General features: G+C 72.2%; 25 protein-coding genes. 13 read left to right on the forward strand and 12 right to left on the reverse strand.

The annotated features are described in order from the left end of the window. Positions 1-174: 174 nt before the first annotated feature. The 3 genes from ACFXAE_RS01675 to ACFXAE_RS01685 all read right to left on the reverse strand — a co-directional run bounded on the left by ACFXAE_RS01675 (position 175) and on the right by ACFXAE_RS01685 (position 2,766). Positions 175-1,131: a hypothetical protein gene (locus ACFXAE_RS01675; protein WP_384706558.1), complete on the reverse strand. Its 957-nt coding sequence runs from the start codon at positions 1,129-1,131 to the stop codon at positions 175-177. Between the two features lie 235 nt (positions 1,132-1,366). Further along, positions 1,367-1,984, reverse strand: a complete 618-nt coding sequence (locus tag ACFXAE_RS01680; protein ID WP_384706560.1) for an RNA polymerase sigma factor — start codon at positions 1,982-1,984, stop codon at positions 1,367-1,369. Between the two features lie 353 nt (positions 1,985-2,337). After that, a complete protein-coding gene (locus ACFXAE_RS01685) occupies positions 2,338-2,766 on the reverse strand; it encodes a hypothetical protein (protein ID WP_384706562.1) in 429 nt (142 codons plus the stop codon). 286 nt (positions 2,767-3,052) lie between these two features. Between ACFXAE_RS01685 and ACFXAE_RS01690 the strand changes: the two genes are divergently transcribed. Further along, the gene (locus ACFXAE_RS01690; protein ID WP_384706564.1) at positions 3,053-5,779 is read left to right on the forward strand and encodes an FG-GAP-like repeat-containing protein; all 2,727 of its coding nucleotides are present in this window, start codon (positions 3,053-3,055) and stop codon (positions 5,777-5,779) included. A 125-nt stretch (positions 5,780-5,904) separates the two neighbouring features. Here the strand turns inward: ACFXAE_RS01690 and ACFXAE_RS01695 are convergent, their stop codons facing one another. From ACFXAE_RS01695 to ACFXAE_RS01710, 4 genes are all read right to left on the reverse strand, one after another. After that, on the reverse strand, positions 5,905-6,297 hold the full coding sequence (locus ACFXAE_RS01695) for a hypothetical protein (protein ID WP_384706566.1): 393 nt from the start codon (positions 6,295-6,297) through the stop codon (positions 5,905-5,907). 76 nt (positions 6,298-6,373) lie between these two features. Beyond that, positions 6,374-6,934 carry a hypothetical protein gene (locus ACFXAE_RS01700; RefSeq protein WP_384706568.1) on the reverse strand — a complete coding sequence of 187 codons (561 nt, stop codon included), beginning with the start codon at positions 6,932-6,934 and terminating at the stop codon, positions 6,374-6,376. Positions 6,935-7,040: 106 nt separating this feature from the next. Beyond that, the gene (locus ACFXAE_RS01705) at positions 7,041-7,547 is read right to left on the reverse strand and encodes a hypothetical protein (protein ID WP_384706570.1); all 507 of its coding nucleotides are present in this window, start codon (positions 7,545-7,547) and stop codon (positions 7,041-7,043) included. 111 nt (positions 7,548-7,658) lie between these two features. Then, on the reverse strand, positions 7,659-9,239 hold the full coding sequence (locus ACFXAE_RS01710; protein ID WP_384706875.1) for a glycoside hydrolase family 20 protein: 1,581 nt from the start codon (positions 9,237-9,239) through the stop codon (positions 7,659-7,661). A gap of 287 nt (positions 9,240-9,526) precedes the next feature. Here ACFXAE_RS01710 and ACFXAE_RS01715 point away from each other — a divergent pair, with 287 nt between their 5' ends. From ACFXAE_RS01715 to ACFXAE_RS01755, 9 genes are all read left to right on the forward strand, one after another. Beyond that, positions 9,527-10,162 (forward strand): 2-oxo-4-hydroxy-4-carboxy-5-ureidoimidazoline decarboxylase, encoded by a 636-nt coding sequence (locus tag ACFXAE_RS01715; RefSeq protein WP_384706877.1) that lies wholly within the window; start codon positions 9,527-9,529, stop codon positions 10,160-10,162. Positions 10,163-10,320: 158 nt separating this feature from the next. Then, positions 10,321-10,701: a succinate dehydrogenase, cytochrome b556 subunit gene (gene sdhC / locus ACFXAE_RS01720; RefSeq protein ID WP_078903214.1), complete on the forward strand. Its 381-nt coding sequence runs from the start codon at positions 10,321-10,323 to the stop codon at positions 10,699-10,701. Positions 10,702-10,706: 5 nt separating this feature from the next. Beyond that, positions 10,707-11,189: a succinate dehydrogenase hydrophobic membrane anchor subunit gene (locus ACFXAE_RS01725; protein ID WP_217128035.1), complete on the forward strand. Its 483-nt coding sequence runs from the start codon at positions 10,707-10,709 to the stop codon at positions 11,187-11,189. Between the two features lie 19 nt (positions 11,190-11,208). Then, the gene (sdhA, locus tag ACFXAE_RS01730; protein WP_384706572.1) at positions 11,209-12,963 is read left to right on the forward strand and encodes a succinate dehydrogenase flavoprotein subunit; all 1,755 of its coding nucleotides are present in this window, start codon (positions 11,209-11,211) and stop codon (positions 12,961-12,963) included. Beyond that, positions 12,963-13,742 (forward strand): succinate dehydrogenase iron-sulfur subunit, encoded by a 780-nt coding sequence (locus ACFXAE_RS01735; RefSeq protein ID WP_384706574.1) that lies wholly within the window; start codon positions 12,963-12,965, stop codon positions 13,740-13,742. The genes sdhA and ACFXAE_RS01735 overlap by 1 nt, the downstream gene beginning before the upstream one ends. Before the next feature lie 155 nt (positions 13,743-13,897). Then, a complete protein-coding gene (locus ACFXAE_RS01740; RefSeq protein WP_384706576.1) occupies positions 13,898-14,524 on the forward strand; it encodes a Uma2 family endonuclease in 627 nt (208 codons plus the stop codon). A 126-nt stretch (positions 14,525-14,650) separates the two neighbouring features. Continuing rightward, a complete protein-coding gene (locus tag ACFXAE_RS01745; protein ID WP_384706578.1) occupies positions 14,651-15,058 on the forward strand; it encodes a hypothetical protein in 408 nt (135 codons plus the stop codon). Between the two features lie 5 nt (positions 15,059-15,063). Beyond that, a complete protein-coding gene (locus ACFXAE_RS01750; protein WP_384706580.1) occupies positions 15,064-15,558 on the forward strand; it encodes a thiol-disulfide oxidoreductase DCC family protein in 495 nt (164 codons plus the stop codon). A gap of 31 nt (positions 15,559-15,589) precedes the next feature. Next, a complete protein-coding gene (locus ACFXAE_RS01755) occupies positions 15,590-16,363 on the forward strand; it encodes a TetR/AcrR family transcriptional regulator (protein ID WP_384706582.1) in 774 nt (257 codons plus the stop codon). Here the strand turns inward: ACFXAE_RS01755 and ACFXAE_RS01760 are convergent. Next, positions 16,356-18,770, reverse strand: a complete 2,415-nt coding sequence (locus ACFXAE_RS01760) for an MMPL family transporter (protein ID WP_384706879.1) — start codon at positions 18,768-18,770, stop codon at positions 16,356-16,358. The two genes, ACFXAE_RS01755 and ACFXAE_RS01760, sit on opposite strands and share 8 nt — an antisense overlap. Positions 18,771-18,932: 162 nt before the next feature. On the opposite strand from ACFXAE_RS01760, the gene ACFXAE_RS01765 reads away from it, so the two are divergent. Further along, entirely contained in the window at positions 18,933-19,658 is a 726-nt protein-coding gene (locus ACFXAE_RS01765; RefSeq protein WP_384706584.1) for a response regulator transcription factor, read from the forward strand. Next, positions 19,658-21,178 carry a sensor histidine kinase gene (locus tag ACFXAE_RS01770; protein ID WP_384706586.1) on the forward strand — a complete coding sequence of 507 codons (1,521 nt, stop codon included), beginning with the start codon at positions 19,658-19,660 and terminating at the stop codon, positions 21,176-21,178. Before ACFXAE_RS01765 ends, ACFXAE_RS01770 begins: the two co-directional genes overlap by 1 nt. A 7-nt stretch (positions 21,179-21,185) precedes the next feature. Here the strand turns inward: ACFXAE_RS01770 and ACFXAE_RS01775 are convergent, their stop codons facing one another. The 3 genes from ACFXAE_RS01775 to ACFXAE_RS01785 all read right to left on the reverse strand — a co-directional run bounded on the left by ACFXAE_RS01775 (position 21,186) and on the right by ACFXAE_RS01785 (position 23,368). Continuing rightward, positions 21,186-21,653, reverse strand: a complete 468-nt coding sequence (locus ACFXAE_RS01775) for a cysteine hydrolase family protein (protein ID WP_384706588.1) — start codon at positions 21,651-21,653, stop codon at positions 21,186-21,188. An 86-nt stretch (positions 21,654-21,739) separates the two neighbouring features. Further along, positions 21,740-23,095 (reverse strand): metallophosphoesterase, encoded by a 1,356-nt coding sequence (locus tag ACFXAE_RS01780; RefSeq protein WP_384706590.1) that lies wholly within the window; start codon positions 23,093-23,095, stop codon positions 21,740-21,742. A gap of 24 nt (positions 23,096-23,119) precedes the next feature. Continuing rightward, positions 23,120-23,368 carry an SCO4848 family membrane protein gene (locus ACFXAE_RS01785; protein WP_030829790.1) on the reverse strand — a complete coding sequence of 83 codons (249 nt, stop codon included), beginning with the start codon at positions 23,366-23,368 and terminating at the stop codon, positions 23,120-23,122. A 172-nt stretch (positions 23,369-23,540) separates the two neighbouring features. Here ACFXAE_RS01785 and ACFXAE_RS01790 point away from each other — a divergent pair, with 172 nt between their 5' ends. After that, entirely contained in the window at positions 23,541-24,830 is a 1,290-nt protein-coding gene (locus tag ACFXAE_RS01790) for a D-alanyl-D-alanine carboxypeptidase family protein (RefSeq protein ID WP_384706592.1), read from the forward strand. On the opposite strand, the gene ACFXAE_RS01795 is transcribed toward ACFXAE_RS01790, so the two are convergent. Continuing rightward, positions 24,778-25,695 carry a YihY/virulence factor BrkB family protein gene (locus ACFXAE_RS01795; RefSeq protein WP_384706594.1) on the reverse strand — a complete coding sequence of 306 codons (918 nt, stop codon included), beginning with the start codon at positions 25,693-25,695 and terminating at the stop codon, positions 24,778-24,780. The genes ACFXAE_RS01790 and ACFXAE_RS01795 overlap by 53 nt on opposite strands. Positions 25,696-25,715: the final 20 nt, after the last annotated feature.

Raw genomic sequence — 25,715 nt, forward strand, 5'->3', positions numbered from 1 at the left:
CCCGTAGGGCACGGACCTCTGACGGAGTGGTGACGGGGGCGGCGGATCACGCGATCCGCCGCCCACGTGCATCCGGCGAGGGCGGGTGCGGGCACCCGTCACCGCCGCCGTCACCGCCGTCGCCGAACGGGCGGGCGGGCGGCGAATGGGCGACCGCGGGTCACACGAGTACGGCTACGGGCGCTCGGCGCCCGGGTTCTCGGGCTTCCCCGTGCCGCCGCCCGTGCCGCCGTCCGAGCCGCTGCCCGTAGTGCCCGAGCCATCGCCCGTGCCCGCGGTGCCCGAGCCCGCAGTGCCCGAGCCATCGCCCGTGCTCGCGGTGCCCGAACCGCTGCCCGAGCCATCGCCCGCGGTGCGCGTGGCGTTGCCGCTCGGGACGCCGGAGGGGGCGTTTCCGGACCGGCCTGCCGGATGGTCGTCCTTCTTCTCCGGCTCCCGGGTGTCGGCGGGCCGCTCCTCGGCCCCCGCCGCACCTTCCAGCCGCTCGGCGCAGTAGGCGTCGACGTTCGCCGCGCCGCCCGCCGCCTCCGTCAGCCGCTCCCAGGCCGTCGAGTCCAGCGCCTTGCCACGCCCCTGGACCTTTTCGTAGGCGCGGCAGTGGGCCTCGGTCTCCCGGGCGGCCCCCGGGAGGCCCGGCCGGCCGGTGCCGGCGCCGGCGCCCGGGCCCGGGCCCGCGGAGCCTCCGGCGGACGGACCGGTGGCGCCGGACGAGGGGGTGTGGGTACGCCTGCCGTCCTGCGCCGGACCGTCCGTGGAGGAGCCCGTCGCACCGATGCCGGCGACCGCGACCCCGCTCAGGGTGAGACCGGCGACCACCACGGAGAGCGTGGCCTTCAGCGAGTGGCGGCCGAACCGGCTCTCCCGGGTCCGCCAGTCGTCCCGGCGCCGGGTGCGCGCGCCGTGCGCCCCCGCCTCCCGGGCGGCCAGGAACGCGGCGACGGCCCGCTGCTCGGCCCCGGCGTCCACGCCGCGCCGGATCAGCGCGGCGGCGAGCAGCGCCTCCAGGTCGGCGGTGTCGACGATCCGGCGCCCACCGGTGACGGGATCCGGACCGATGTGCCCGGACGGCGCGCCCTCAGGGTGCACACGCCGACGGCCGGCCGGCCCGCCGTCGTTCTGCCGTTCACCCATGTCCGATCCCGTTCCTGCTCGTTCCACCTGATACACGCTGCCGACGCGGCCCGTCCGACCCGCCACGCACGTGCGGGCCGGACGCGTGGCCGTTATCGCCCGGACCGACGGATACGTTCCGCATGTCCGGCCCGTTCAGCCGGCGGCCCCGGGGGCCGTCGTGGACCGCCGGGTGCGGACGGTCCGGGTCGCACGTCGCCGCGCCGCCCGCCGTGTCCGCCGCCCCGGCCGACGTTCATGTCGACTCACCCAGCGTCCGCGACGCCTCATCCGTCACACTCTCGACGCCGAGCTGCTTCGCCAGACGCTTCAGACCCCGGTACGCGGCCGTCCGTACCGCGCCCGGCCGCTTGCCGAGGACACGGGCGGCGGCGGGGCCGTCGAGGCCGACGACCACACGCAGCAGCACGGCCTCGGCCTGGTCGCGCGGCAGCCCGCCGACCAGTTCGAGGGCGTACTCGGTGGACATGGCCTCCATGGCCTGGTCATAGGTGCTCTGCGGTCCGGGCAGGTCCAGGACGTCCTGTTCCAGCGTCGACGGCCGGGGCCGCACCCGCTGCCGGCGCAGATGGTCCAGCGCCCGGTGCCGGGCTATGGTCGCCGTCCAGCCCCGGAACCCGGCCCCGTCGCCCTTGAACCTTCCCAGGTCGCGGGCTATCTCCAGCCAGGCGTCCGACATCACGTCCTCGGCGTCGTCCCCGACGAGCCCGCGCACATAGGCGAGCAGGCCGGGCTGTACGAGCCGGTAGGCCACGGCGAAGGCGGCCTCTTCCCCCTTCTGGGCCCGCGCGACGGCCGCGCCCAGCTCCCCGTCGTACGCCTGTGCGCGGCGGGGTTCCCCTCCGTGGCCCAAGAACTGTCCTCGTCCGTACCGAGCGCGTGGCGCATCGCTATCGCTTGGCGTGAGCACGTCCGACGGTGCCCACACCCCCACGGTCATCAGCGTCCGGCGCCACGAAAGTGTCACAGCTCGTCACACACCTCATGCGGCACATGCGAGCGGGCCGGCGCGGTCCGGGTCCACCGCGGGCCGCCGGCGCGGGGCCGTCCCCGGGCGGGCCGGCGTCCCGGGCCGCCGCTCCCCGTCCGGACCGTTGCCCCCATCCGGACCCTTGCCCCCACCCGGACCGCTCCCCCGCCCGGACCGCTCCCCGCGTCCGTCGCGCTTGCCCACGGCGGGAATCCCCATGCCGCTCCGCCCGGTGGTCAGGCGGCTCGCCGGGCCCGCCCGTGCAGCACCAGGTAGAAGGTCTGCAGCGATTCCTGCGGGCCGCCCGCCTCGAACCGGTTGTGCACCTTGCCGACCGGGTTCCAGATCCGGCCGTCGGGCATCCGGACCCCGACCGGCTGGCCGAAGTACGCGCGCTGCCGCTCGTCGAGGTCCACCCACACCCCGCCCGCACGGCGCACGAGCACCTCTCCGACGTAGGCGCCGAGGCCGAACAGCGTGTCGTGCGCCCGCTCACGGTCCGCCCCGCCCTTGCGGAGCCCGTCGACCAGGGCGTCGACCAGGCGCAGGCTGGCCACGGAGTAGTCCAGCGGAAGCCGGCCGCGGGCGGTCGCGCGGGCGACGAAGGCCGCCGCGCACGGCCGCATCCGTCCCGCACCCGGTACCCGCCCGTCCACCGCCCCCATGCGGCACCACCCCTCAACCCGGCCTGTCGGGACACCCGTTCGGATCCCCCTGAGAACCAAGCGGCCGTCGGACCGTGACCATCACGGGTCACGGACGTGGCGATCACCACACAGACGACCCACAGGACGCATACAACCTTTCGTTCTCTCGTACGTCCGTGAGGGCCCCTCGGGGGATGTACGGGTCCGGTGACACCGCGTGTGATGTTTGGCCCGCGCTCGGCGCTGGAGGAGTGCCACCTGTGGGACAGGTGGTGTCCATGTACTTCCTCTAGGGGTGGGTTAGTTGAGTCCTCGCAGGACCCATGCGTACAAGCCGATCAGCCTGAAACGGCGGGCCTGGCTGACCGTCGGAGCCGTCGTGCTCAGCGGCGCGGGTGTCGTCACGTACGCGGTGGCCGGTCCGTCGTCCGCGCCGGCCGACCCGCGGGAGAAGGCCCGCGAGCCGAGCATCCACACACTGGAGATGGAGAACCGGGGCGCCGGCCGCCGAGGGCTCGACCGGCAGACCACGGAGCGCTTCAGCGCGGTGCTGGTGACCTGGGACAACCCGGAGGCGGACGCCAAGGGCACGCCCGAGGTGCGCACCCGGGACCTGGAGACCGGCGAGTGGTCCGGCTGGCAGAAGCTGGAGGACGAGCCGAACCAGGCCGACGGCACGGAGGGCGAGCGGGCGGCGACCCGCGGCGGTACGGCGTCGGTGTGGACCGACGACTCCGACGGCGTCGAGGTGCGCGTGGTGAACGCCGACGGCGCCCAGGCGGGCGGCCAGCCGGCCGGGATGGACGTCAAGCTCCTCGACCCGGGCACGGAACCCGAGGGCGCGCCGACGGTCGCGGCCATGGAGCCGGCCGCGTTCCTGGCGGAGACCACGGCACCGGTGACCACGGAGCCGACGGAGACGCAGCCCCCCGGGCCGGCGGAGACGCAGACCACCCAAACGCCGTCGGAGCCGCCCGCCACGGAGACGGCCACGCCCACGGACACGGCGTCCGCGGAGCCGACCGGCACCCCCTCGGAGACGGCCACGGACACCGCGTCCCCCGAACCGACGCCCACCGTCCCCGAGCCCCGCCCGTCGACGGTCGTGAAGCCGCCGGTCATCACGCAGGCCGAGTGGGGCGCGTCCACGGACTACGACGGAACGCCGAGCTACGGCACCGAGATCAAGGCCGCCGTCATCCACCACACCGGCGTCGACAGCGACAACAGCGTGTCCTGCGCCGACTCGCGGGCCCGGATGCGCTCCATCCAGCAGGAGCACTTCGCGCGCGGCTACTACGACATCGGCTACAACTTCGTCGTCGACCGCTGCGGGCAGATCTTCGAGGGCCGCAGCGGCGGCATGGACCTGCCGGTGGTCGGCGCGCACGACGTCGGCTTCAACACCGACACGCTCGGCATCTCGTACCTGGGCAACTTCGAGAGCGCCCACCCGAGCCGGGCCGCGCTGGACTCCATCGCGCGGGTCGTCGCCTGGAAGTTCGGCATGTACGGCATCGACCCGACCGGCAAGGTCACGCTGACCTCCGGCACGGAGGCCGGTGTCAGCGGCAACAAGATCGACAAGGGTGAGTCGGTCACCCTGCCGCGGGTCCTCGGCCACCGGGACACCAACTACACGGCCTGCCCCGGCGCGAACCTGTACCCGAAGCTGTCGCTCATCGCCGCGCTCGCCAGGACCCCGGGCATCTCGCACGCCCTGGCCACCTCGGACCACAACCGGGACGGCCTCGCCGACCTGGTCGCGGGCACCCCGAAGGCCTCGAGCGGCGGCAGCGTGACGGTGATCCCGGGCGGTGTGAACGGCCCGGTCACCGGCGCGAAGAAGACGTTCACCCAGAGCAGTTCCGGCGTCCCCGGCTCCAACGAGTCCGGTGACGGCTTCGGCACCTCCACCGCCTGGGGCGACGTCAACGGCGACGGCCACGCGGACCTCGCGATCGGCGTGCCCGGCGAGAACGACACCGACGGCGACACCGACCGCGGCGGCGTCGTGGTGATGTACGGCCCGGACCTGAACACCGGCTTCTCGTACACGACCACGGGTGTCACGCAGACCGGCGCCAAGCTCGGCACCACGGTCGCCGTCGGCGACTTCGACGGTGACGGCAAGGCGGACGTGTTCGCGGCCGGCACCGGCCGGGGCGGCAACTGGAACGCCCGTCACACCGGCGGCGCCACCGAGTACGGCACGCTCACCGGCTCCACCGGTGCCGTCTCCTACCTGGACGCCGCGAGCGGCGACTTCAACCGGGACGGTTACGCGGACATCGCCCTCAACTACCGCGACACCGGCGGCATCGGCCGTGTGGTCCGCTTCGCGGGCTCCGCGTCCGGACTGGCCAAGATGGGCGTGATCTCCGTCAAGGGCGGACGTTCCGTCACCGCGGGCGACTTCAACGGCAACGGCTACGACGACATCGTCATCGGCCAGCCGTACACCTCCGAGTCGGGCAGCATGTCCGGCGGGCAGATCACCATGGTGCCGGGCACGTCCTCCGGGTTCACCACCACCGGTATGAAGACGATCCACCAGAACACCACCGGCGTACCCGGCGGCGGCGAGGCCGGGGACGCGCTGGGCAGCTCGGTCTCGGCCGGCGACCACGACCGCGACGGCTACGCGGACGTCCTGGCCGGCGCCCCCGGCGAGGACCTCACCCGCAGCGGCGGCAACCGCAAGGACGCGGGTCAGGCGCTCCTGTTCCGCGGCGGCTCCTTTGGCCTGACCGGCTCCGGCGCGGTGGGCCTCTCGCAGGACACCTCCGGCATCGCCGGCTCCACGGAGTCCGGTGACCGGTTCGGTTCCGCGGTGTCCCTGACGGACCTGTCCGGCTACGGCCGCGCGGACCTGACGGTCGGCGCGGACGGCGAGGACACCTCGGACGGCGTGCTCCTGTACCTGCCGAGCAACGGCTCGGGCCTCGGCTACGGCGACTCGTACGTCTTCGGCAAGGGCACCCTCGGCCTGGCGGCGGACGTCCGGCTGGGCCAGACCCTGACGCCGTAACCCGCACCCGTACGACGACGGCCGGGGTCCCGCGCGCCATGCGGGGCCCCGGCCGTCGCACGCGTCAGGTCCGTGCACAGGTCTCCGACGCGGCCGTGCCCGGCCGGAGCCGGCCGTCGCACGCGTCAGGTCCGCGCGCCGTCCGACGCGTCGCGGCACAGCAGGCGGAGGGAGCCGTCGCCCGCGTAGCAGCGGCGGGCCTCCTCGATGGGGTCCCAGAGGCGGCCGTCGGGGGTGCGGACCCAGTGGTCGCCGCCGGATGACCACCACTCGCCGCCGGTCTGACGGGCCATCACCTCACCGGCGTAGGCGCCGAATCCGCGCAGCACCAGTTCCACGGCGGCGAACGGGGCCGCCTCCTGGCGTATGTCCTCGATCATCCGGTCCACGCTCCACAGACTGCGCGCCGAGTAGTCGAGGCGCAGCCGTGCCCCCTCGCGCATCGCCGCCACCGCGTCCGCCGCCCAGCGGACCGGCTTGGTCGCGGCCGAGGGCCTGGTCTCCTGCTGTGTGGTCACAGTCGTCGCAGTCGTCACATCCTGGTAAGCGCTCCGGCGGAGCGTTTCGTCACTGCCGACGCGTCTCCGGCCCGGGTCACCGGATGTCCCTGCGGCTGCGGCGGGACACCACGGCACGCAGGACCCGGCGCCCCTCCGTCGAGACCTCGAGGGCTCCGCGCAGGCCCGCCGGGCCGTGGGCGGCGAGGAGTTCCAGGACCGTGAGCTGGCGGCGCAGTTCGGCGGCGAGCAGCGGTGACAGGCCGTCGGGCCGGCCGTCACGGCGGGCGTCGGCGAGGCCGGAGTCGTCGGCGGCGCCGTCCAGCAGCCGGTGGATCCGCAGCGCGGCGACGGAGCAGTCGTCGGCCCACTCCCGCAGCCCGGCGGCGGACCGCTCGGCAGGGACACCGGCGAGCATCCGGTGCGCGAGCGCCACGGCCTCGTCCGCGCTGCCGGCCGCCGCGTCCAGCGTGCCGCGGGCCTGCTCGAGGCGCCGTGCCCAGTCAGCGGCGGGCGCGGCCTCGGCGAGGCTCGCCCACAGCGGCCGCAGCACCTCGTCGTCGCCGCCCAGCAAGGGCACGCACCGATCCAAACAAGCCAGCCCGCTCGCGGCCAGCCCGCGCTCATCGGCCTGTGCGATCAGTTCCACCAGACTCATCCACGCCTCCTCAAGGGGTGTTCGCGGACCCCTGACGGAGCCCTCACGTGCCCCATCCCTCACGGAGCCCGCATTTCCCCTTACTGCGTGCGACGGGCCGGGAGTGTCACAGGGGCACCACGCCGAGCCGGTCGAGGAGGCGGAAGAAGAGGTTTTCGGCCATCGGGTCGGGGTCGGCGGTCAGCACCTCGACCAGGTCCTCGGCGGCGGCGGTGTGTCCCGCCTCCTCGGCCCAGAAGACGGCCCGTTCGGCGGCGTCGGAGGGCTCCAGGAAGTAGTCCTCCAGCGTGAGCCCCTCCTGCTGCCCCTCGAGGTGACGGGCCATGCGGGACCGCGCCAGGCAGGTCGTCCACGCCCCGCTCTCCGGTGACGCCGCCTCCACCACCACGCAGTCGCTGTCCATGACGTATCCGAACAGCGCGGGCGCGCCGCTCTCCCGGGCCAGGTCGTTCATGTTCCCGATGTCGCCCTGGCCGCCCGGGTACTCCCACACCTGCCAGCCGCCGGGCGCCGAGGTGTGCAGCGTCATGTCCCCGGCCGCACCGGCCAGCGTGTCCAGTTCGGCGAGCGGCCGCTCCCCGCGGCCCACGACGAAATACCCCCAGTAGCCCATGTGCCGGCGTTCCCCCGCGGTGTCGGTTCTTCGGCCCGTCCAGAACACCACCACAGTCGTACGGGGGTCCGCAGCCGTATGCGGCAATCCGCCCCGCGCCCCGGGGCGCGGTCAGTCCAGCTCGTCCGCCAGGTCCCGGAACCGCGCCCACGACAGTTCCGGTTCGTCCGGGTCCCAGAGTTTCTGCACGGTCGCCCGCAGCGGCAGCCGGATCCCGTCCGCGACCTGGTCCTGGGTCTGGGCCCGGGGGATGTCGCCCCAGACGGCGAGGGAGCCGCCGAGGATCTGGTCGTCGTACCGCTCCGGGACGGCGGTGGTGCCGCGCAGCACCAGCGGCGTCCACTGCTCGTAGATCCGTTCGCCCGTCGGGTAGACGAAGGTCAGGGGCTCCCCGAGCACGTAGTAGAGGAACTCGTCGTTGTAGTTGATGACCCTGCGGCCCTCGCTCAGGTACTCCGCGGGCTGCCGGGCACCGATCTCCTTGCCGGTCCAGTAGGCGACCTGGATGTCCTCCGCGGCCCGGACCGACCCGTCCCGGAAGAAGCCGTCGTTCCAGGCGCGGGGCGTGCGGTCGTGGGCGCGGACCGTGGCGGCCCGGTCGCCCAGCCAGCCGGTGGTCAGGTCCTCCACGGTCGCGCCGGAGCCGTACTTCTCCCGCGCGGCGGCGGCCAGGCCCGGGAACGACGCCTCGGGGTCGGAGACCACCAGCGCCTGGTACTCGTCGCCGCCCAGGTGCCACTGCCCGCCCGGGAAGAGCCCGGCGTACTCGTTCAGCAGGTCGTCGACGATCCGGGCGGACCCGGGTTTCGAGATGTCGATCGCGCCGCGCACGGCGCCGCCGTTCACGTCGCGCAGCTGGAGGTCCGGATGGGCGGCGAGGACCGCGCCGAGGTGTCCGGGCGAGTCGATCTCGGGGACGACGGTGAGGTGCCGGCTCTCCGCGAGGTCGACGATCCTCTTCACCTGTGCCTTGGTGAGGTGGTCCGCGGACACGATCTCCGGGTGCGAGTCGGACTCGATGCGGAAGCCCTGGTCGTCGGAGAAGTGCAGGCCGATCTCGTTGAACTTCAGGTCGCCGAGTTCGCGGATCCGGTCCTCTATCCAGCCGGCGGTGTAGTGCTTGCGCGCGATGTCCAGCATCAGCCCGCGCCGCTGCTTGGCGGGCTCGTCGCGCACCACGCCCTCGGGGGCGGAGCCGGCCCCCTCGATCTCCTGCTTGAGGGTGCGGGTCCCGTAGAACGCGCCCGCCTCACCGGGAGCGCTGACGGTCACCCGCCCGTCCCGCACGGTCATCGTGTACGACTCGGGGTTCGCGTCCGCGTCCCGGTTCAGCTCCAGCCGCAGGTCCCCGGCCCGCCGGTCGCCCTTCTCCCCCGCGTACGCCAGTCCCAGCTCGCCGGCTATCAGGCGCCCCTCGTCGGCCAGCGCGGGATCGTCCACGACCACCCGGTGGCCCCGCGCGGGGCGCCAGCCGGGGCCGCGCTCCGCGGTGTGGTCGCGTACGGCGGGTATGGTGCGCGGCGCCTCGGAGAGCGGGTAGGTGCGGCTCGGACTCGGGCTCTCCCCCCTCGTCCCGGCCGCCTCGCCGGAACCGCCGGGGCTCTCCGCGGAGGAAGCCGCCGCCGAGCCCGCGGACGCGCCGTCGCCGTCCGAGGTCGCCCAGAGGCCGAGACCCACGCCGGACGCGGCCATCAGCGCGCCCGCGGCGACGGCCACGACCAGCACCCGTCGCCGCCGCACCGTCTCCGCCGCCGCGCGGCGCCTGTGCTGCCCGTGCTGTTCGTGCTGTCCGTGCTGACTCACCCAGCCAACGTACGACCCGAACGGGTGAAGGGCGTCGGCGAGCCGTTCTCAAACTCTGCCGTCCGGGTGAATTCGGGGTACCGATCGGACACGTCTCGGACTCACTCGATAACGTGACGTCACAACTCTCACAGCATCTTCCACCGACACACACGCGACGCCCACGAGGAACCACGCTGCCTGCGCACCGTCTCCCAGACCTCCCCGGCCGAGTCGCCATACCCGGACAGTCCCGCGGCGCGCCCGGCGCCCCGTCCGCGCTCGAGCGGTTCAACACCGCTCCCGCCGAGGACGCCGAGCGCGCCCTCCTGGCCTGCCTGCGCAGCCCGCGCTGGGCCCTGCGCCTCTCCGGCCACCGCCCCTACCCCGACCCGCCGTCCCTCCTGGCGGCCTCCGACGAGGCGACGTACGACCTCTCCCCCGAGGAACTGACGGAGGCCCTGGCGGCGGAATCCCTCCCCGCCCTCCCCGACGGCACCTACTCCGCCGCCCACACGGCCCTGAACGCGGCCCACACGGCGTACGAGGCCAGGTTCGGCCACGTGTTCGTCATCTGCCTGGACGGCGTCCCCGAGGAGGAGGCCCTGGACCGGATCCTGGAGGACATCCGGTCACGATTGGCGAACGATCCGGAAGACGAGCGAGTCGTGGCGGCCGAGCAGCTCCGGCGCCTGGCCAGGGAGCGGCTGCTCGGCATGCTGGGGGCGCGGGACCGTGACGATCCGCGGCTCCGCCGCGTGGGCGCGACCGGCCACGACGGCGCCGCACCCGGTGCACAACCGGACACTCCACCCCGGATGCCGCCGCGATAGCCCGTAAGCGTGCCAGTTTGATCACACCGGCAGGCCCCCTGCAAGCGCCGCGGGCAACCGTCGCTAACATGCTGGGGGCCGGTGGACCGTACCCGGCCGGGCCCGACCGACAAGGAAAGCCGGCGCGGCCCCGAACCCCGCTCCCGGAGGAAACTTCCGTGCCGGCTGGAACGCTGTACCGCGGCCGGGAAGGAATGTGGTCCTGGGTGGCTCATCGAGTCACCGGCGTCCTCATCTTCTTCTTCCTGTTCGTTCACGTGCTGGACACCGCCCTCGTGCGAGTGTCCCCCGAGGCCTACGACACCGTCGTGGCCACGTACAAGACGCCGATCGTCGCGCTGCTGGAGTACGGCCTCGTCGCCGCCATCCTGTTCCACGCGCTCAACGGCCTGCGTGTCATCGCCGTCGACTTCTGGGTCAAGGGCGCCCGCTACCAGAAGCAGATGCTCTGGACCGTCGTCGCCCTGTGGCTCGTGCTGATGATCGGGGCGATCTACCCCGTGCTCGGCCACGCCGCTCGTGAACTGTTCGGGAGCTGACACCCATGTCCACGACTGACACCACCGCCTCGGGCATCGGCCCCGTCGAGGGCGCCTCGCTCTACTCCGTCGACAACCCCGCGCCGGTCATCGAGCCCCCGCGCAAGCGGACCAAGAAGAGCCCGAAGAGCACGCGCGGCAACTTCGAGATGGCCGCCTGGCTGTTCATGCGCCTGTCCGGCGTCGTCCTGGTCGTCCTCGTCATCGGCCACCTGCTGATCCAGCTGGTCCTCGACGGCGGCGTCTCCAAGATCGGCTTCGCCTTCGTGGCCGGCCGCTGGGCCTCGCCGTTCTGGCAGGTCTGGGACCTGCTGATGCTGTGGCTGGCGATGCTGCACGGCGCCAACGGCCTGCGCACGGTCATCAACGACTACGCGGAGCGGCCGAACACCCGGCTGTGGCTCAAGGGCCTGCTCTACACCGCCACGGTGTTCACCATCCTGCTGGGCACGCTGGTGATCTTCACCTTCGACCCGAACATCCGCTAGGCACGGGGCTGCGAGAGATATGAAGATCCACAAGTACGACACCGTCATCGTCGGCGCCGGCGGCGCGGGCATGCGCGCGGCCATCGAGTCGACGAAGCGCAGCCGCACGGCCGTCCTGACGAAGCTCTACCCCACCCGCTCCCACACGGGCGCCGCGCAGGGCGGCATGGCCGCCGCGCTGGCCAACGTGGAGGAGGACAACTGGGAGTGGCACACCTTCGACACGGTCAAGGGCGGTGACTACCTGGTCGACCAGGACGCCGCCGAGATCCTGGCGAAGGAGGCCATCGACTCGGTCCTCGACCTGGAGAAGATGGGCCTGCCGTTCAACCGGACCCCGGACGGCACCATCGACCAGCGCCGCTTCGGCGGTCACAGCCGCAACCACGGCGAGGCCCCGGTCCGCCGCTCCTGCTACGCGGCCGACCGCACCGGTCACATGATCCTTCAGACGCTGTACCAGAACTGCGTCAAGGAGGGCGTGGAGTTCTTCAACGAGTTCTACGTCCTGGACCAGCTGATCACCGAGGTCGACGGCGTCAAGAAGTCGGCCGGCGTGGTCGCGTACGAGCTGGCCACCGGCGAGATCCACGTCTTCCAGGCGAAGGCCGTGATCTACGCCTCCGGCGGCACCGGCAAGTTCTTCAAGGTGACGTCGAACGCGCACACGCTGACCGGTGACGGCCAGGCGGCCGTGTACCGGCGGGGGCTGCCGCTGGAGGACATGGAGTTCTTCCAGTTCCACCCGACCGGCATCTGGCGCATGGGCATCCTGCTGACGGAGGGCGCCCGCGGTGAGGGCGGCATCCTCCGCAACAAGGACGGCGAGCGCTTCATGGAGAAGTACGCGCCGGTCATGAAGGACCTCGCGTCCCGTGACGTCGTCTCGCGCTCCATCTACACGGAGATCCGCGAGGGCCGCGGCTGCGGTCCCGAGGGCGACCACGTCTTCCTGGACCTCACCCACCTCCCGCCGGAGCAGCTGGACGCCAAGCTGCCCGACATCACGGAGTTCGCGCGGACCTACCTCGGCATCGAGCCCTACACGGACCCGATCCCGATCCAGCCCACCGCCCACTACGCGATGGGCGGCATCCCGACCAACGTCCAGGGCGAGGTCCTCGCGGACAACACCACGGTCGTCCCGGGCCTGTACGCGGCCGGCGAGGTCGCCTGCGTGTCGGTGCACGGCGCCAACCGCCTGGGCACCAACTCGCTGCTGGACATCAACGTGTTCGGCAAGCGGGCCGGTATCGCGGCGGCGGAGTACTCGCAGAAGGCCGACTTCGTCGAGCTGCCGGAGAACCCGGAGTCCCTGGTCGTCGAGCAGATCGAGCGGCTGCGGTCCTCCACCGGCAACGAGCGGGTGGCCACCATCCGCCGTGAGCTGCAGGAGACCATGGACGCCAACGTCATGGTGTTCCGCACCGAGCAGACGATCAAGACGGCGGTCGAGAAGATCGCCGAGCTGCGCGAGCGCTACAAGAACGTCGCCATCCAGGACAAGGGCAAGCGGTTCAACACCGACCTGCTCGAGGCCGTCGAGCTGGGCAACCTGCTCGACCTGGCCGAGGTCATGGCCGTCTCCGCGCTGGCCCGCAAGGAGTCCCGCGGCGGTCACTACCGCGAGGACTACCCGAACCGCGACGACGTCAACTTCATGCGCCACACGATGGCGTACCGCGAGGTCGGCGCCGACGGCACCGAGACCGTCCGTCTGGACTACAAGCCGGTCGTCCAGACCCGCTACCAGCCGATGGAGCGTAAGTACTGATGGCTACCCCTGTTCTGGACAAGGCGGACGCGGCCGGTTCCCCCGGGCCCGGTTTCGCCGACTCCCCCTACATCACCGTCACGATGCGGATCCGCCGGTTCAACCCGGAGGTCTCGGCCGAGGCGGTCTGGGAAGACTTCCAGCTGGAGATCGACCCCAAGGAGCGCGTCCTCGACGCACTGCACAAGATCAAGTGGGACCTGGACGGCACCCTGACCTTCCGCCGTTCCTGCGCCCACGGCATCTGCGGCTCCGACGCCATGCGGATCAACGGCAAGAACCGCCTGGCGTGCAAGACGCTGATCAAGGACATCAACCCCGAGAAGCCGATCACGGTCGAGGCCATCAAGGGCCTGACGGTCCTCAAGGACCTGGTCGTGGACATGGAGCCGTTCTTCCAGGCGTACCGGGACGTGATGCCCTTCCTGATCACGAAGGACACCAACGAGCCGACGCGTGAGCGCCTCCAGTCCGCCGAGGACCGCGAGCGCTTCGACGACACGACCAAGTGCATCCTGTGCGCCGCGTGCACGTCCTCGTGCCCGGTGTTCTGGAACGACGGGCAGTACTTCGGCCCGGCGGCCATCGTCAACGCGCACCGCTTCATCTTCGACTCGCGCGACGAGGCCGGTGAGCAGCGCCTGGAGATCCTCAACGACCGCGACGGCGTCTGGCGCTGCCGCACGACCTTCAACTGCACGGACGCCTGCCCGCGCGGCATCGAGGTCACGAAGGCGATCGCGGAAGTGAAGCGCGCGCTGATCACGCGCCGCTACTGAGGTACGTCGCCGTACGTCCGTGAGGGCCCCGTCTCCGCCGGAGACGGGGCCCTCTGGCATATGCCACACGTCCGGGTGAACGCGACCGAGACGGACGTGAGGGCGTCCTCCGCCCTACGATGATGGTCTCGACACCAGCCCCCAGGAGGCACGCGATGTCCGCAGCATCCGTCGAGCGGCCCCACTACGAGCGGTCCCACGACGAGCGTCCGCTGATCGCTGAGGCGAACCGCGTCATGGACCGTCTTCCGGGCTACCGCGTCGAGATCATCGGAGGCCAGATCCTCGTGACCCCGCCACCGGACGGCCCGCACGCCGACGCCCTCACCAGCCTGAGCATCCCCTTCCTGACGGCAGGGTTGCACGGTTCGGAGACACGGGTACTACAGGGAGCCGGACTGTGGCTTCCAGCGGGCGCCGAGGACTACGCCATCCCCGACCTGGCTGTAGTGGATGCCGACTACCGCGACCGGTACGTCGAGAACGGTTCCTACGACCCGGTCTGCTTCCGTCTGGTCCTCGAAGTGACGTCCAGCAACTGGAAGACCGACCTGAAGACCAAGGTCGCCGCCTACGCCGAGGCCAAGGTCCCCGTCTACGTCGTCGTCGACCGCACACACCAGCGCCTCCACGTCCTGACCGATCCGGTCGAGAGCGAGTACGCCACCCACCGCTTCCACTCCCCCGGCCAGTCGGTCACCCTCCCCGACTCCATCGGTGCCAAGGTCACCCTGGACGTGGCCGAGATCCTCGACGCCGGGCAGCCCCGCAAGGCCGACTGAGCCGCACACCGGGCGCGGCCGATCCGTGACGCACCCCACTCCGCCATCGAGTTGAACACGTTCAAAAGAAGGGTCTAGAGTCTCCCCTGTCAGCGTTTTGAACGCGTTCAAGAAGGGCTGGGGGACATGGACCGCACGGTCATCGCCTACGTCATCTACCTCGTCGTCAGCATCGGACTGACCGTCTGGGTGGCCCGCACGCTCAGCAGCAACGGGCGGGTCTTCCTCGCCGACGTGCTGCACGGCAACGAGAAGCTCGCCGACGCCGTCAACCACCTCCTGGTGGTCGGCTTCTACCTCGTCAACCTCGGGTTCGTCGCGCTGTACCTGAGCGACGACGACACGATCACCGACACCCGCGGCGTCTTCGAGGCCCTGTCGACCAAGCTCGGCGTGGTGCTGCTGGTGCTGGGCGTGATGCACCTGGGCAACGTGTACGTGCTCAACAGGATCCGGCGGCGCGGGGTGATGGAGCGGGAGCAGGTCCCGCCGGTGCCGCCGCAGGGCTGGGCGGCCCCTCAGGCCGGGGCGTGAGCGGCGTGACGGCCACACGCGAGGACCGGGGCGCCGCGCGCGTCCCGGTCCGCCGGCTCACCGTGCTGTACGACGCCGAGTGCTCCCTGTGCGCCTTCGTACGGGACTGGCTGGTGCGCCAGCCGCAGCTGGTGCCCCTGGAACTGGTCCCGGCGGGGTCACAGGCGGCACGGGCCCGGTTCCCCGGCCTCGATCACGGGCCCACCCTGGAGGAGATCACCGTCGTGGGTGACGCCGGGCAGGTCTACCGGGGCGCCGCCGCCTGGATCGTCACCCTGTGGGCGCTGCGGGAGCACCGGCCGCTGGCCCACCGGCTGAGCACCCCGGTCGGCGCCCGGCTCGCCAAGGGCGCGGTGCTGGCCGCCGCCAAGTGGCGCGGGGCGGTGTCCGGGTGGGGCGGAGGCGTGTACCACCGGGGTGACGGCTGGACGTACGATCCGCGCGACGGCTGGCGCCACACCCCGCCGAACTGCGCCGCGGGCGCCTGCGCCGCCCCGTAGGGCAGCCCTTCCCTGGCGTTAGGCTCCTTCCGTGCCCGCGAAGAACGACGGCCCCGACGACGGCGCCACCCTCAGCAAGTCCGAGCAGACCCGCGCCCTGATCCTCGAGACCGCCATGCGGCTCTTCCAGGAGCGCGGGTACGACAAGACGACCATGCGGGCCATCGCCAAGGAGGCGGGGGTCTCCGTCGGCAACGCGTACTACTACTTCGAGGGCAAGGAACACCTGATCCAGGGCTTCTACGACCGGATCGCCGCCGAGCACCAGGTGGCCGTCCGGGAGGTCCTGGCCCGGGAGACCGACCTGGAGGCCCGGCTCGCGGGCGTGCTGAAGGCGTGGCTGGACATCGCCACGCCGTACCACGAGTTCGCGGTGCAGTTCTTCAAGAACGCCGCCGACCCGGACAGCCCGCTCAGCCCCTTCTCCCCCGAGTCGGAGCACGCGCGCCTGGAGGCGATCAGCGTCCACCGCGCGGTGCTCGCCGGGACGAAGAGCAAGGTGCCGGAGGAGCTGCGGGACATCCTGCCCGAGTTGATGTGGCTGTCCCAGATGGGGCTCGTCCTGTACTGGATCTTCGACCGCACCGAGGGCCGCGAGCGCAGCTACCGGCTCGCCGAGCGCGGCGCCCGGATCACCGCGCGGGGCATCGCCCTGGCCCGCTTCCGGGTGCTGCGGCCGCTGGTGCGCGAGGTGCACGAACTGTTCACGGAGTTCCTGCCCGGGATGACGAAGGCGCTTCCCGACCCGGCGAAGAAGGAGAAGGGGGCGCCCGCCGCCGACGGGCGCCCCGGCACCGTCACTTGACGGCGTCCACCTCACCGGGCACGAGCTCCACGTCGTGCACCAGCGGACCGTCCGTCACGGTGACGTGCGTCGCGCGGGAGCCGTGGAGAGCCGCCGTGGCCGCGAGCAGATAGGTGCCCGGGGCCGGTACGGAGACGATGTACGCCCCGTCGGCGAGGGAGACCACGCGGTCCAGCTGACGGCCGCCCGAGGTCAGCAGGGTGACGGCGGCGCCCTCCACCGGTCCCCCGTCGGCCGTGCGGACGAAGCCGTGGACCACCGAGGAGGGACCGGGCGGGTCCGGGACCTCGGCGGGCCCGGGCAGGGCGTCCTCCTTCGGCTCCACCGCCAGATGCGGCAGCCGCTTCTCCAGACCGGCCGGCAGCCACCAGTTGGACTTCCCGAGCAGGTGCATCACGGCCGGCACCAGTGCCGTACGCAGGATGAACGCGTCCAGGGCGACCGCGGCGGCCAGCCCCACACCCGCCATGGCGGCACCGTAGTCGCCGCTGAGCACGAAGGCGAGGAAGACGCAGACCATGATCAGGGCCGCGGAGTTGATGACGCGGCTGGTCTCCGCGAGGCCGACGCGCACCGCGCGGGCGTTGTCCCGGGTGTGCACCCACTCCTCGTGCATCCGGCTCACCAGGAACACCTGGTAGTCCATGGAGAGCCCGAACAGCAGCGACAGCATGATGATCGGCAGGAAGGACGCGATGGGGCCCTCCTTGCCGAGGCCGAGCAGGTCCAGGCCGTGACCCCACTGGAAGATCGCCACCAGGACGCCGAAGGAGGCCGCCGCCGCGAGCAGGTTCATCACGGCGGCCGTCAGCGGCACCACCAGGGAACGGAACGCGAGCAGCAGGAGCAGGAAGCCGAGGCCGATGATCGTGCCGATGAACAGCGGCAGCCGCTCGCCGGTCACCGTCGCGAAGTCCTTGGACACCGCGGTCACCCCGCCGACATGGGCCTCGACGTCCGCCTCCGGGATGACGTCGTCGCGCAGGGTGTCGATGAGCCGGTCCGTCTCCTCGGCCTGCGGGGAGGTGGTGGGGACCACCTGGATGACGGTGACGCCGTTCGCGGGCGGCACGGCGGCGACCTGGGCGACGCCCTCGGTCTCCTCCAGGCTCGTCACCAGGCCGTCGGGCGCCTCACCGTCCACGACCACCTGGAGCGGTCCGTTGAAGCCGGGCCCGAAGCCCTCGGCGAGCAGGTCGTAGGCCTTCCTGGTGGTCATGGAGGCGTCGTCGTTGCCCTGGTCCACGGTGCCGAGGCGCAGCGACAGCAGCGGGACCGCGAGCGCCGCCATCAGGACCACGGCCAGGAGGGCCACGGACCGCGGGCGGCGCTGGACGCCGGCGGACCAGCGCGCGGCGAGACCGCTCACCGACTCGGTCCGAGGGCCCTTGGCCGCGAGCCTGCGGCGCTGGCGGCGGCTGAGCACCCGGTGGCCGAGCAGGCCGAGCAGCGCGGGCAGCAGGGTGACGGCGGCGAGCACGCTCAGGACGACGGTGAGCGTGGTGCCGATGACCACGCCGTCCAGGAACCGCAGGTTCGTCACCAGCATCCCGGCGAGCGCGATGCACACCGTGCCGCCCGCGAACAGCACCGCCCGGCCGGAGGTGTTGAGGGCGGTGACCGCCGCCTCCTCCGGGTCGGCGCCGCGCAGGATGCCGCGCCGGTGCCGGGTGACGATGAACAGGGCGTAGTCGATGCCGACGCCGAGACCGATCAGCGTGGAGAGCAGCGTGGCGAGTTCGGGAACGTTGGTGACATGGCTGAGCAGCTGGGTGCCGAACATGCCGGTGCCGACACCGAAGACGGCGACCACGATCGGCAGCAGCATCGCGAAGAGCGACCCGAAGGCCACGAACAGCACGACCGCGGCGGCCAGGATGCCGACCAGTTCGGCCGTGCCCGTCGGCGGCTCCTGGACGCGCGTGATGGCCTGCCCGCCCAGCTCCAACCGGAGCCCGTCGCGCGCGGCGTCCTGCGCCGTGTCGACGACGTCCTGGACCAGTTCCTTCGGCACGGCGTCCGCCTGCTCGGCGAACGTGACCTGCGCGTAGGCGGTCCGCCCGTCCCGGCTGATCTGCGCCGCGCCCTGCTCGCTGTAGGGGCCGGTGACGTCGCCGACACCCTTCATCCGACCGATCTCCGCCAGCGCCGGCTCGATCCGGGACCGTACGGAGTCGTCCCGCACGGAGCCCTCGTCGACCTTCCACACCACGGTGTCGGTGTCACCGGCGCGTTCCGGGAACGCCCTCTGCATCAGGTCGATCGCCCGCTTCGAGTCCGTGTCCGGCAGCGAGAAGACCTCCGCGTAGTTCGTGCCCGCGCCGCTCGCCGAAACCCCCAGTCCGAACAGCGCCCCCACCCACAGCAACAGGACCACCAGCCGATGCCGATAGCACCAGCGTGCCAATGCCGCCACTTCAAGCTCCTTCGTCGCTCGGTCGGTCCCCCAGGTCCTGGGCAGCAGGATCGACGGCGGCACCCGCGCGGGGATACGGCTCGCGCGGGACTCTCAAGGAACTCCAAAGCGAACACCGGTACGGGGGAGGGCGGTTCCGCCGATACTGGGGGCATGACGACAGCTCCCGGCACCGTGCTGGTCGTGGAGGACGAGGAGAGCATCGCGGACGTCCTCGCCATCGCCCTGCGCTACCACCGCTTCGAGGTCATGACCGCGGGCACGGTCCGCGAGGCGCTCGCGCTGACCGAGCACACCCTCCCCCACGCTCGAACACGCTCGCGCGGGGGAACCCCCATCGACTGCGCCCTCCTCGACGTGATGCTGCCGGACGGCGACGGCCGTGCTCTCGGCCGTGAACTGCGGTCCCGGCGGCCCGAGCTGGCGCTGGTGTTCCTCACCGCGCGGGACGCGCCCGCCGAGGTCGTCGGCGCGCTCGGCTTCGGCGACGACTACATCACCAAGCCGTTCAACATCGACGAGGTCGTCGCCCGGATCACCGCCGTACTGCGCCGCACCCGCCCCGCCGACGTCCTCCCGCAGCGGGCACCGCTGCGCCACGGCGACCTGGAGCTGGACGAGACGACGTACTCGGTGCGCCGCGCGGGCCGCTCGGTCGAGCTCACCCCCACCGAGTACGCGCTGCTGCGCTTCCTGGTGCGCAACGGCGGCCGGATCGTGCCGAAGGAGCAACTGCTGCGCCACGTCTGGCAGTACGAGCACACACCGGCCGAGTCGACCGTCGTCGAGACCTACATCAGCTATCTGCGGCGCAAACTCGACACCCTGGGCCCGCCGATGATCACCACCCGGCGCGGCGTCGGGTACGGCCTGACGTGATGCTCCCGATCCGGAAACCGGGCCGTGGGCGGGGCATCCACTCGCTGCGCGGGCAGCTGACCCTGGCGAACGTGGTGCTGCTGGCCCTCGGCATCGTGGCGGCCACCGTGGTGAGCGTGATGGGCATGCGCTACTACCTGCTGGACCAGATCGACACGGAGGTGACCCGGACCCGGGACTCGCTGGGCGGTACGGAGCTGACGCTGCGGCAGATCGACTCGCTGAGCGTGCTGAGCTTCTTCCGCGACCGGGTGGATCCGGACTGGAACCGGGAGGGCGACCCGGACTCGATCTTCGCCGCCGTGAACACCCGGGGCGAACCCGTCGGCGTCCTCGGCTTCGAACCGACCGACGCGCAGCGCGACCTGGCCGACGCGGTGGACGACGTGCGCACCCTGGTCCAGGACCCGGAACCGCACGACGTCACCGTGCGCGGCACCACCTACCGTGTCACCGCCACCCGGCTCGCGGACGGCACGTACGTCCTGATCGCCGGCTCCACCGCGGCGGTGCACGACGGCATCGCCAAGGCGGTCAAGCTCGACCTGGCCATCGGGACGCTGCTGTTGCTGCTGCTGGCCTGCCTGACCATGTTCAGCGTGCGGCGGCGGATGCGGCCGCTGGAGGACATGGTGGAGACCTCGTCGGCGATCGCGGAGGGCGATCTGACCCGGCGGGTGCCCTCCAGCCGGGACCCGATCCTCGAGGTGGAGCAGCTGCGGCTCGCCCTCAACTCGATGCTCCAGCAGGTCGAGTCGGCGTACCGCACGCGCGAGCGCAGCGCGGCCCAGCTGCGGCGGTTCGTCGCCGACGCCTCGCACGAGCTGCGCACGCCGCTGGCCGCGATACGCGGCTACCTCCAGCTGTACGACCGGGGGATGCTGCGCGAGCCGACGGAGCGCAGGCGGGCCTGGGACCGGATGCTGGCGGAGTCCGACCGCATGGGGCGGCTGGTCGACGAGCTGCTGGTGCTGGCCCGTCTTGACCAGCGTCCCGAACTGCGGCTGCGGAACGTGGACGTGTGCCGGCTGGTGCGGGACGCGGCGGAGGACCTGCGGGTGCAGCAGCCGGAGCGGTCGGTGACCGTGGACGCAAACGGCTCGGTGCTGGTGCGCGCGGACGAGGCGGGGCTGCGGCAGGTCCTGGGGAACCTGCTGGGCAATGTGCGTACGCACACTCCGGCGGACGTCGCGGTACGGCTCGGGGTGGTCCGCGCGGACGGGGTGGTGCGGCTGTCCGTGGCGGACGACGGGCCGGGGCTCTCGGCGGAGGACGCGGCGCGCGTCTTCGACCGCTTCTTCCGCGCCGGCGGGGGTACGGGGAGCGGTCTCGGCATGGCGATCGTGCAGGGTGTGGTGCGGGCGCACGGGGGTGAGGTGTCGGTGCGGACGGCGCCGGGCGAGGGGCTGGCGGTGACCGTGGCGCTGCCGGCCCGGCCGGGAGTGTGCCCGCCGGACGACGGGACGACGACCGCCCCGGAGCCGACGCGGGCACCCGCCTCGTCGGGCCGCACGGCATGAGGCCGGGTCACTCCCCGGCGGCCGTGCGGTCGGCGACCCGGGCGGTCCGCGCGCCGAGCGCGGTCAGCCGGTCGAGGGCCTCGCGGTGCTGCGCCTCGTCGACGCCCGAGGTGGCGTCCTCGGCGACGACGACGCCGTAGCCCGGGCGCAACGCCGTCGCGGCCGTCGAGGCGACGCCGTGCGCGGTGGAAAGACCGGCGACCACGATCTCGGTGACCTGCTCACGGCGCAGTACGTCGTCCAGCCCGGTGCCCTCGAAGGCGTCGAGACCGTGCTTGGTCACCAGATGGTCGCCGGTGCGAGGCGTACGCCGGGGACCAGCCGGTCGGGGGCGGCGTCCGGACCGCCGTCCGCCCCGTCGGCGCGTACGCACCGGACCAGGACGACCGTCGAGGCGCCGGCCACCCGTGAAGTGGTCGCGCGGTCTTCCGCACGCCTCGACGACCGTGCCGCCGCCGGCCGGCCGCCACGGCATGTCGACGGTCCACCGCTGCAGATCGATCAGGACGAGCGCCGTGCCCGCCCTCCGGGAACGGTGGCCGAGGGCCCGTGGCGCGGCCTTCAGGCCTGTCTCGACGCCAGCTCGATCACCGTGATGTCCGACGGCGCGCCCACCCGCGTGGGCGGCCCCCACGCCCCCGCGCCCCGGCTGACGTAGAGCTGGGTGTCGCCGTAGCGGTCGAGGCCCGCGAGGGTGGGATTGGCGAGGCCGGCGACCAGGTTGCCGGGGAAGAGCTGACCGCCGTGGGTGTGGCCGGAGAGCTGGAGGTCGACACCGTGGTCGACGGCGTCGTGGATCTGCACCGGCTGGTGGGCGAGGAGGACACACGCCCGCGCCCGGTCCCGGTCACCGAGCGCCTTCGCGTAGTCCGGGCCCTGGCCCTCGTCCTCGCCGGCCACGTCGTTGACCCCCGCCAGATCGAAGTGCGGCAGCTCCGTGCGGGCGTTCTCCAACGGGTTCATCCCGAGCCTTTGCACCTCCTCGACCCACTGCTCGGCACCGGAGAAGTACTCGTGGTTTCCGGTGACGAAGAACGAGCCGTGACGTGCCCTCAGCTGCGCCAGCGGAGCAGCTGCCGGACCGAGGTCCTTCACGCTCCCGTCCACCAGGTCACCGACGACCGCGATCAGGTCCGGCTGGGTCGAGTTGATCGTGTCGACGACCGTCTGCGCGAAGCCCCGCCCGAGCACCGGCCCGAGGTGGATGTCGCTGACCACCGCGATGCGGTAACCGTGCGCCGCGCGGGGAAGCTTGGCGAGCGGCACGGTGACCCGCTTCACGCGCGGCCCGCGCAGCACGCCGTACGTCCCGTAGCCGACGGTCCCCACAGCCGCCGCGGCGGCGGCTCCGCCGACGACACGGGAGACGAACAGACGCCGGGAGGGGCCGACGGACGCTCCCTGTGAGTCCTGCGGGTCCTGTGAGTCCTGCGGGTCCTGTGAGTCCTGCGGGCCGGACGCGGCGCTGTCGGCCGCCGGGCCGTCCACGGGCGTGCCGGCACCCGCCGCACCGTTCGGGCCGCGCCCCGCGCCCCGCCCCGCCGCTATCGGCTCCGGCCGCGCCGGTACGGGCGCCGACGCCCGGGACGTCCTCGCCCGCCGTTCCAGGATCCGCCGCAGCACCGGGCGCACCAGCTCGCCCGCGAGCACCGCCAGCAGCAGGTACAGGGCCAGGGCCAGCCACAGGTAGCCGGGCCAGGCCAGGACCTGCTTGAGCCAGAAGGGGGCCCCGCCGCGCCCGGCGACGAAGGCCCCGACGGTCAGCGCCCAGCCGCCGACGATCACCACGGCGCCCGCGCGGCGCACCGCGCCCGGGCCCTTCGTGGTGTCCCGGAACAGACGCCGCCACACGTACCAGTTGCCCGTCACCAGGACGGCCACGACCAGTAGCGCGATAAGTACGAAAACGATGGCCACGAGGCGGAGTTCCCCTGTTCCCGGTCAGGACGTGCGTGACGTCCGGCTCAGTGCGCGCAGTCCGCGCAACCCGATGCCCCCGATGACCGTCCCCAGTACGAAGGAGACGACGGCGAGCGTCAGATGAACGAAGAAGTACGCCGTCGGGTGCCCGTCCTCGAACGCGAGTCCGCTGCTGTCCTTGACCAGGTTCTTGACGAAAGTGACCCAAATGACCCAGCTCCACACCCCGAAGGCGAGCAGGAACCAGGAAACGGGGCGGCTGAGCTTCACCAGAAGAGACCTTTCCTCACGGCGCCGGGCACCCTCGGTCGGCCGGGGGTCCGGGGGTTGTCCCCCGGAAGAGCACGGCGTCCGTCCAGTATCGCCGGGCGGTGTCCGGATCCTTGCCCGGGGTGGGGACCTGCCCGGGACTTCGTCAGGTATGGCATGTACGTTTCCGGTCGTGCCCGCACCCGAGAACACCGTCCGGCGATCGCTGCTGGTCGCCTCCGCCGTCCTGTTGTCCGCCGCGCTGACCGCGCCCGTCGCGCTCGCGGCCCCGAAGCCGTCGACGAGTCCGTCGGCCACGCCCCCGGCGAAGACGTCCACGGTGGGCGGCGTCCGGCTGGGGCAGCCGGGGACGCAGGTCAACCTCGCGAGCGGGGTGCCGGTGCTGCCGAAGGAGCTGTCGGCCCGCTCCTGGATCGTCGCCGACGCCGAGACCGGCGACGTGCTCGCCGCCCACAACGCGCACTGGCGGCTGGCTCCGGCGAGCACGCTGAAGATGCTGTTCGCCGACACGCTGCTGCCGAAGTGGCCGAAGACGACGGAGCACAAGGTGGAGGTCTCCGACCTGGCCGGGGTCGGTGCGGGCTCCAGCATGGTCGGGGTGAAGGAGGGCGAGACGTACACGGTCGAGGACCTGTGGCGTGGCGTCTTCCTGATGTCCGGCAACGACGCCGTGCACGTGCTGTCGGCGATGAACGGCGGTGTCGACGACACCGTCGAGGAGATGAACGCGCACGCCGCGGAGCTCCAGGCGCTCGACACGTACGTGGTCAGCCCCGACGGGTACGACGCCCCGAAGCAGGTCTCCTCCGCGTACGACCTGACGCTGATCGCCCGTTCCGGGCTGCAGAAGAAGGACTTCCGGGAGTACTCCTCGACGGTCAGGGCGCAGTTCCCCGGTGAGACGAAGAAGAACAAGAAGGGCAAGAAGGTCCGCGGGTCCTTCGAGATCCAGAACACCAACCGGCTGCTGGCCGGCGACACCGACGTGCCGGTCTACCAGGGCATAGCCGGTGTGAAGAACGGCAACACCACCAACGCCGGTGCCACCTTCACCGGTGTCGCCGAGCGGGACGGCAAGGTGCTGCTGGTCACCGTGATGAACCCGCGGAAGAACGTGAGCAACGGGGTCTACAAGGAGACCGCGAGGCTCCTCGACTGGGGCTTCAAGGCGGCCGGCAAGGTCGAGCCGGTGGGTGAGCTGGTGCGGCCGAAGAGCGCGACGCAGGCCGGCCCCCAGCCGGGCTCGTCCGCCTCCCCGGGTGAGGCCGGGGGCACCGGGGACGGTGCCGTCGCGGCCGGTGCGAAGCCGGTGGCGAGTGCCGCGGCGGGCGGCGGCACCGACGGCATCGGGGTCGCGCTGGGCATCGCCGGCGGAGTGGTCGTGCTGCTCGCGGGCGGCGCCTTCCTGGTCAACCGGCGCTGGCCGCTGCCGGACCTGGTGCGCCGCCGCTCGCGTCCGTGAGTCCGGGCACCTCGTCCTCTTTGCTCCGCGTCGCCGTCCAGGCGGCGCAGAACAGGACCAGTTTCGAGGTGAAGTTGATCCACAGCAGCAAGGCCACCGGGACGCCGAACGCGCCGTACATGCTCTTCGTGGCCACGCCCTGCATATAGCCGCTGAGCAGCAGTTTCAGCAGTTCGAAGCCGACCGCGCCGGTGAACGCGGCGACGATCAGACGGTGCCGGGCGGGTTCGACGCCGGGCAGCAGGGTGAGGACGTACAGCAGGAGCAGGAAGTCGGCGCCGACGGCGACGGCGAACGCCGCGACGTGCAGGACGATCCCGCCCCAGCCGCCCTTCTCGAGCCCGATGGCGTCGCTGATCCGGCCGACCATCGCGGAGGCGACGGTGGAGGCGACCAGGGTGATCAGGACCGCGCCGCCGAGGCCGCCGAGGACGCCCAGGTCCTTGCCCTTGCGCAGGACGGGGTTCTCCTCCTCGTCGGGCAGCTCCCACACCGCGCGGAGGCATTCGCGCGTGGAGCCGGCCCAGCTGATGCCGGTGAACAGCAGCGCGGCGCCGGCGATGAGCCCGACGGTGCCGGCGTTCTCCACCAGGCCCCCGATGTTCAGCTGGTCGGAGATGCCGGGCACCTGGTCGGCGATCCTGTCCTGGAGGGTGTCCCGCTGTTCCTGGCCGAGTGTGGCGGCGCCGATCGAGGCGGCCACGGTGAGCAGCGGGAACAGCGCGACGAAGCTGGTGAACGTCATCGCGGCGGCCAGCCGCGTCCAGTGCACCCGGTCCAGGCGCTCGTACGACCGCCACGCGTGCGTGAGCATCAGCCGGGCCGCCCACGGCCCGACGACCGGAAGCCTTTTCAGCCAGTCCATGATCCGACTCCGTCCCCCTC

Source organism: Streptomyces sp. NPDC059454 (assembly GCF_042749965.1).
Lineage (GTDB): Bacteria > Actinomycetota > Actinomycetes > Streptomycetales > Streptomycetaceae > Streptomyces.

What these genes read in the sequence shown, in the direction of transcription:
- ACFXAE_RS01700 (WP_384706568.1), bottom strand. Translation starts at nt 6,934, where the DNA reads ATGAGTCTGGTGGAACTGATCGCACAGGCCGATGAGCGCGGGCTGGCC.
- ACFXAE_RS01685 (WP_384706562.1), bottom strand. Translation starts at nt 2,766, where the DNA reads ATGGGGGCGGTGGACGGGCGGGTACCGGGTGCGGGACGGATGCGGCCG.
- ACFXAE_RS01770 (WP_384706586.1), top strand. Translation starts at nt 19,658, where the DNA reads ATGCTCCCGATCCGGAAACCGGGCCGTGGGCGGGGCATCCACTCGCTG.
- ACFXAE_RS01675 (WP_384706558.1), bottom strand. Translation starts at nt 1,131, where the DNA reads ATGGGTGAACGGCAGAACGACGGCGGGCCGGCCGGCCGTCGGCGTGTG.
- sdhA (WP_384706572.1), top strand. Translation starts at nt 11,209, where the DNA reads ATGAAGATCCACAAGTACGACACCGTCATCGTCGGCGCCGGCGGCGCG.
- ACFXAE_RS01765 (WP_384706584.1), top strand. Translation starts at nt 18,933, where the DNA reads ATGACGACAGCTCCCGGCACCGTGCTGGTCGTGGAGGACGAGGAGAGC.
- ACFXAE_RS01740 (WP_384706576.1), top strand. Translation starts at nt 13,898, where the DNA reads ATGTCCGCAGCATCCGTCGAGCGGCCCCACTACGAGCGGTCCCACGAC.
- ACFXAE_RS01745 (WP_384706578.1), top strand. Translation starts at nt 14,651, where the DNA reads ATGGACCGCACGGTCATCGCCTACGTCATCTACCTCGTCGTCAGCATC.
- ACFXAE_RS01735 (WP_384706574.1), top strand. Translation starts at nt 12,963, where the DNA reads ATGGCTACCCCTGTTCTGGACAAGGCGGACGCGGCCGGTTCCCCCGGG.
- ACFXAE_RS01705 (WP_384706570.1), bottom strand. Translation starts at nt 7,547, where the DNA reads ATGGGCTACTGGGGGTATTTCGTCGTGGGCCGCGGGGAGCGGCCGCTC.
- ACFXAE_RS01725 (WP_217128035.1), top strand. Translation starts at nt 10,707, where the DNA reads ATGTCCACGACTGACACCACCGCCTCGGGCATCGGCCCCGTCGAGGGC.
- ACFXAE_RS01795 (WP_384706594.1), bottom strand. Translation starts at nt 25,695, where the DNA reads ATGGACTGGCTGAAAAGGCTTCCGGTCGTCGGGCCGTGGGCGGCCCGG.
- ACFXAE_RS01775 (WP_384706588.1), bottom strand. Translation starts at nt 21,653, where the DNA reads ATGCCGTGGCGGCCGGCCGGCGGCGGCACGGTCGTCGAGGCGTGCGGA.
- ACFXAE_RS01710 (WP_384706875.1), bottom strand. Translation starts at nt 9,239, where the DNA reads ATGGCCGCGTCCGGCGTGGGTCTCGGCCTCTGGGCGACCTCGGACGGC.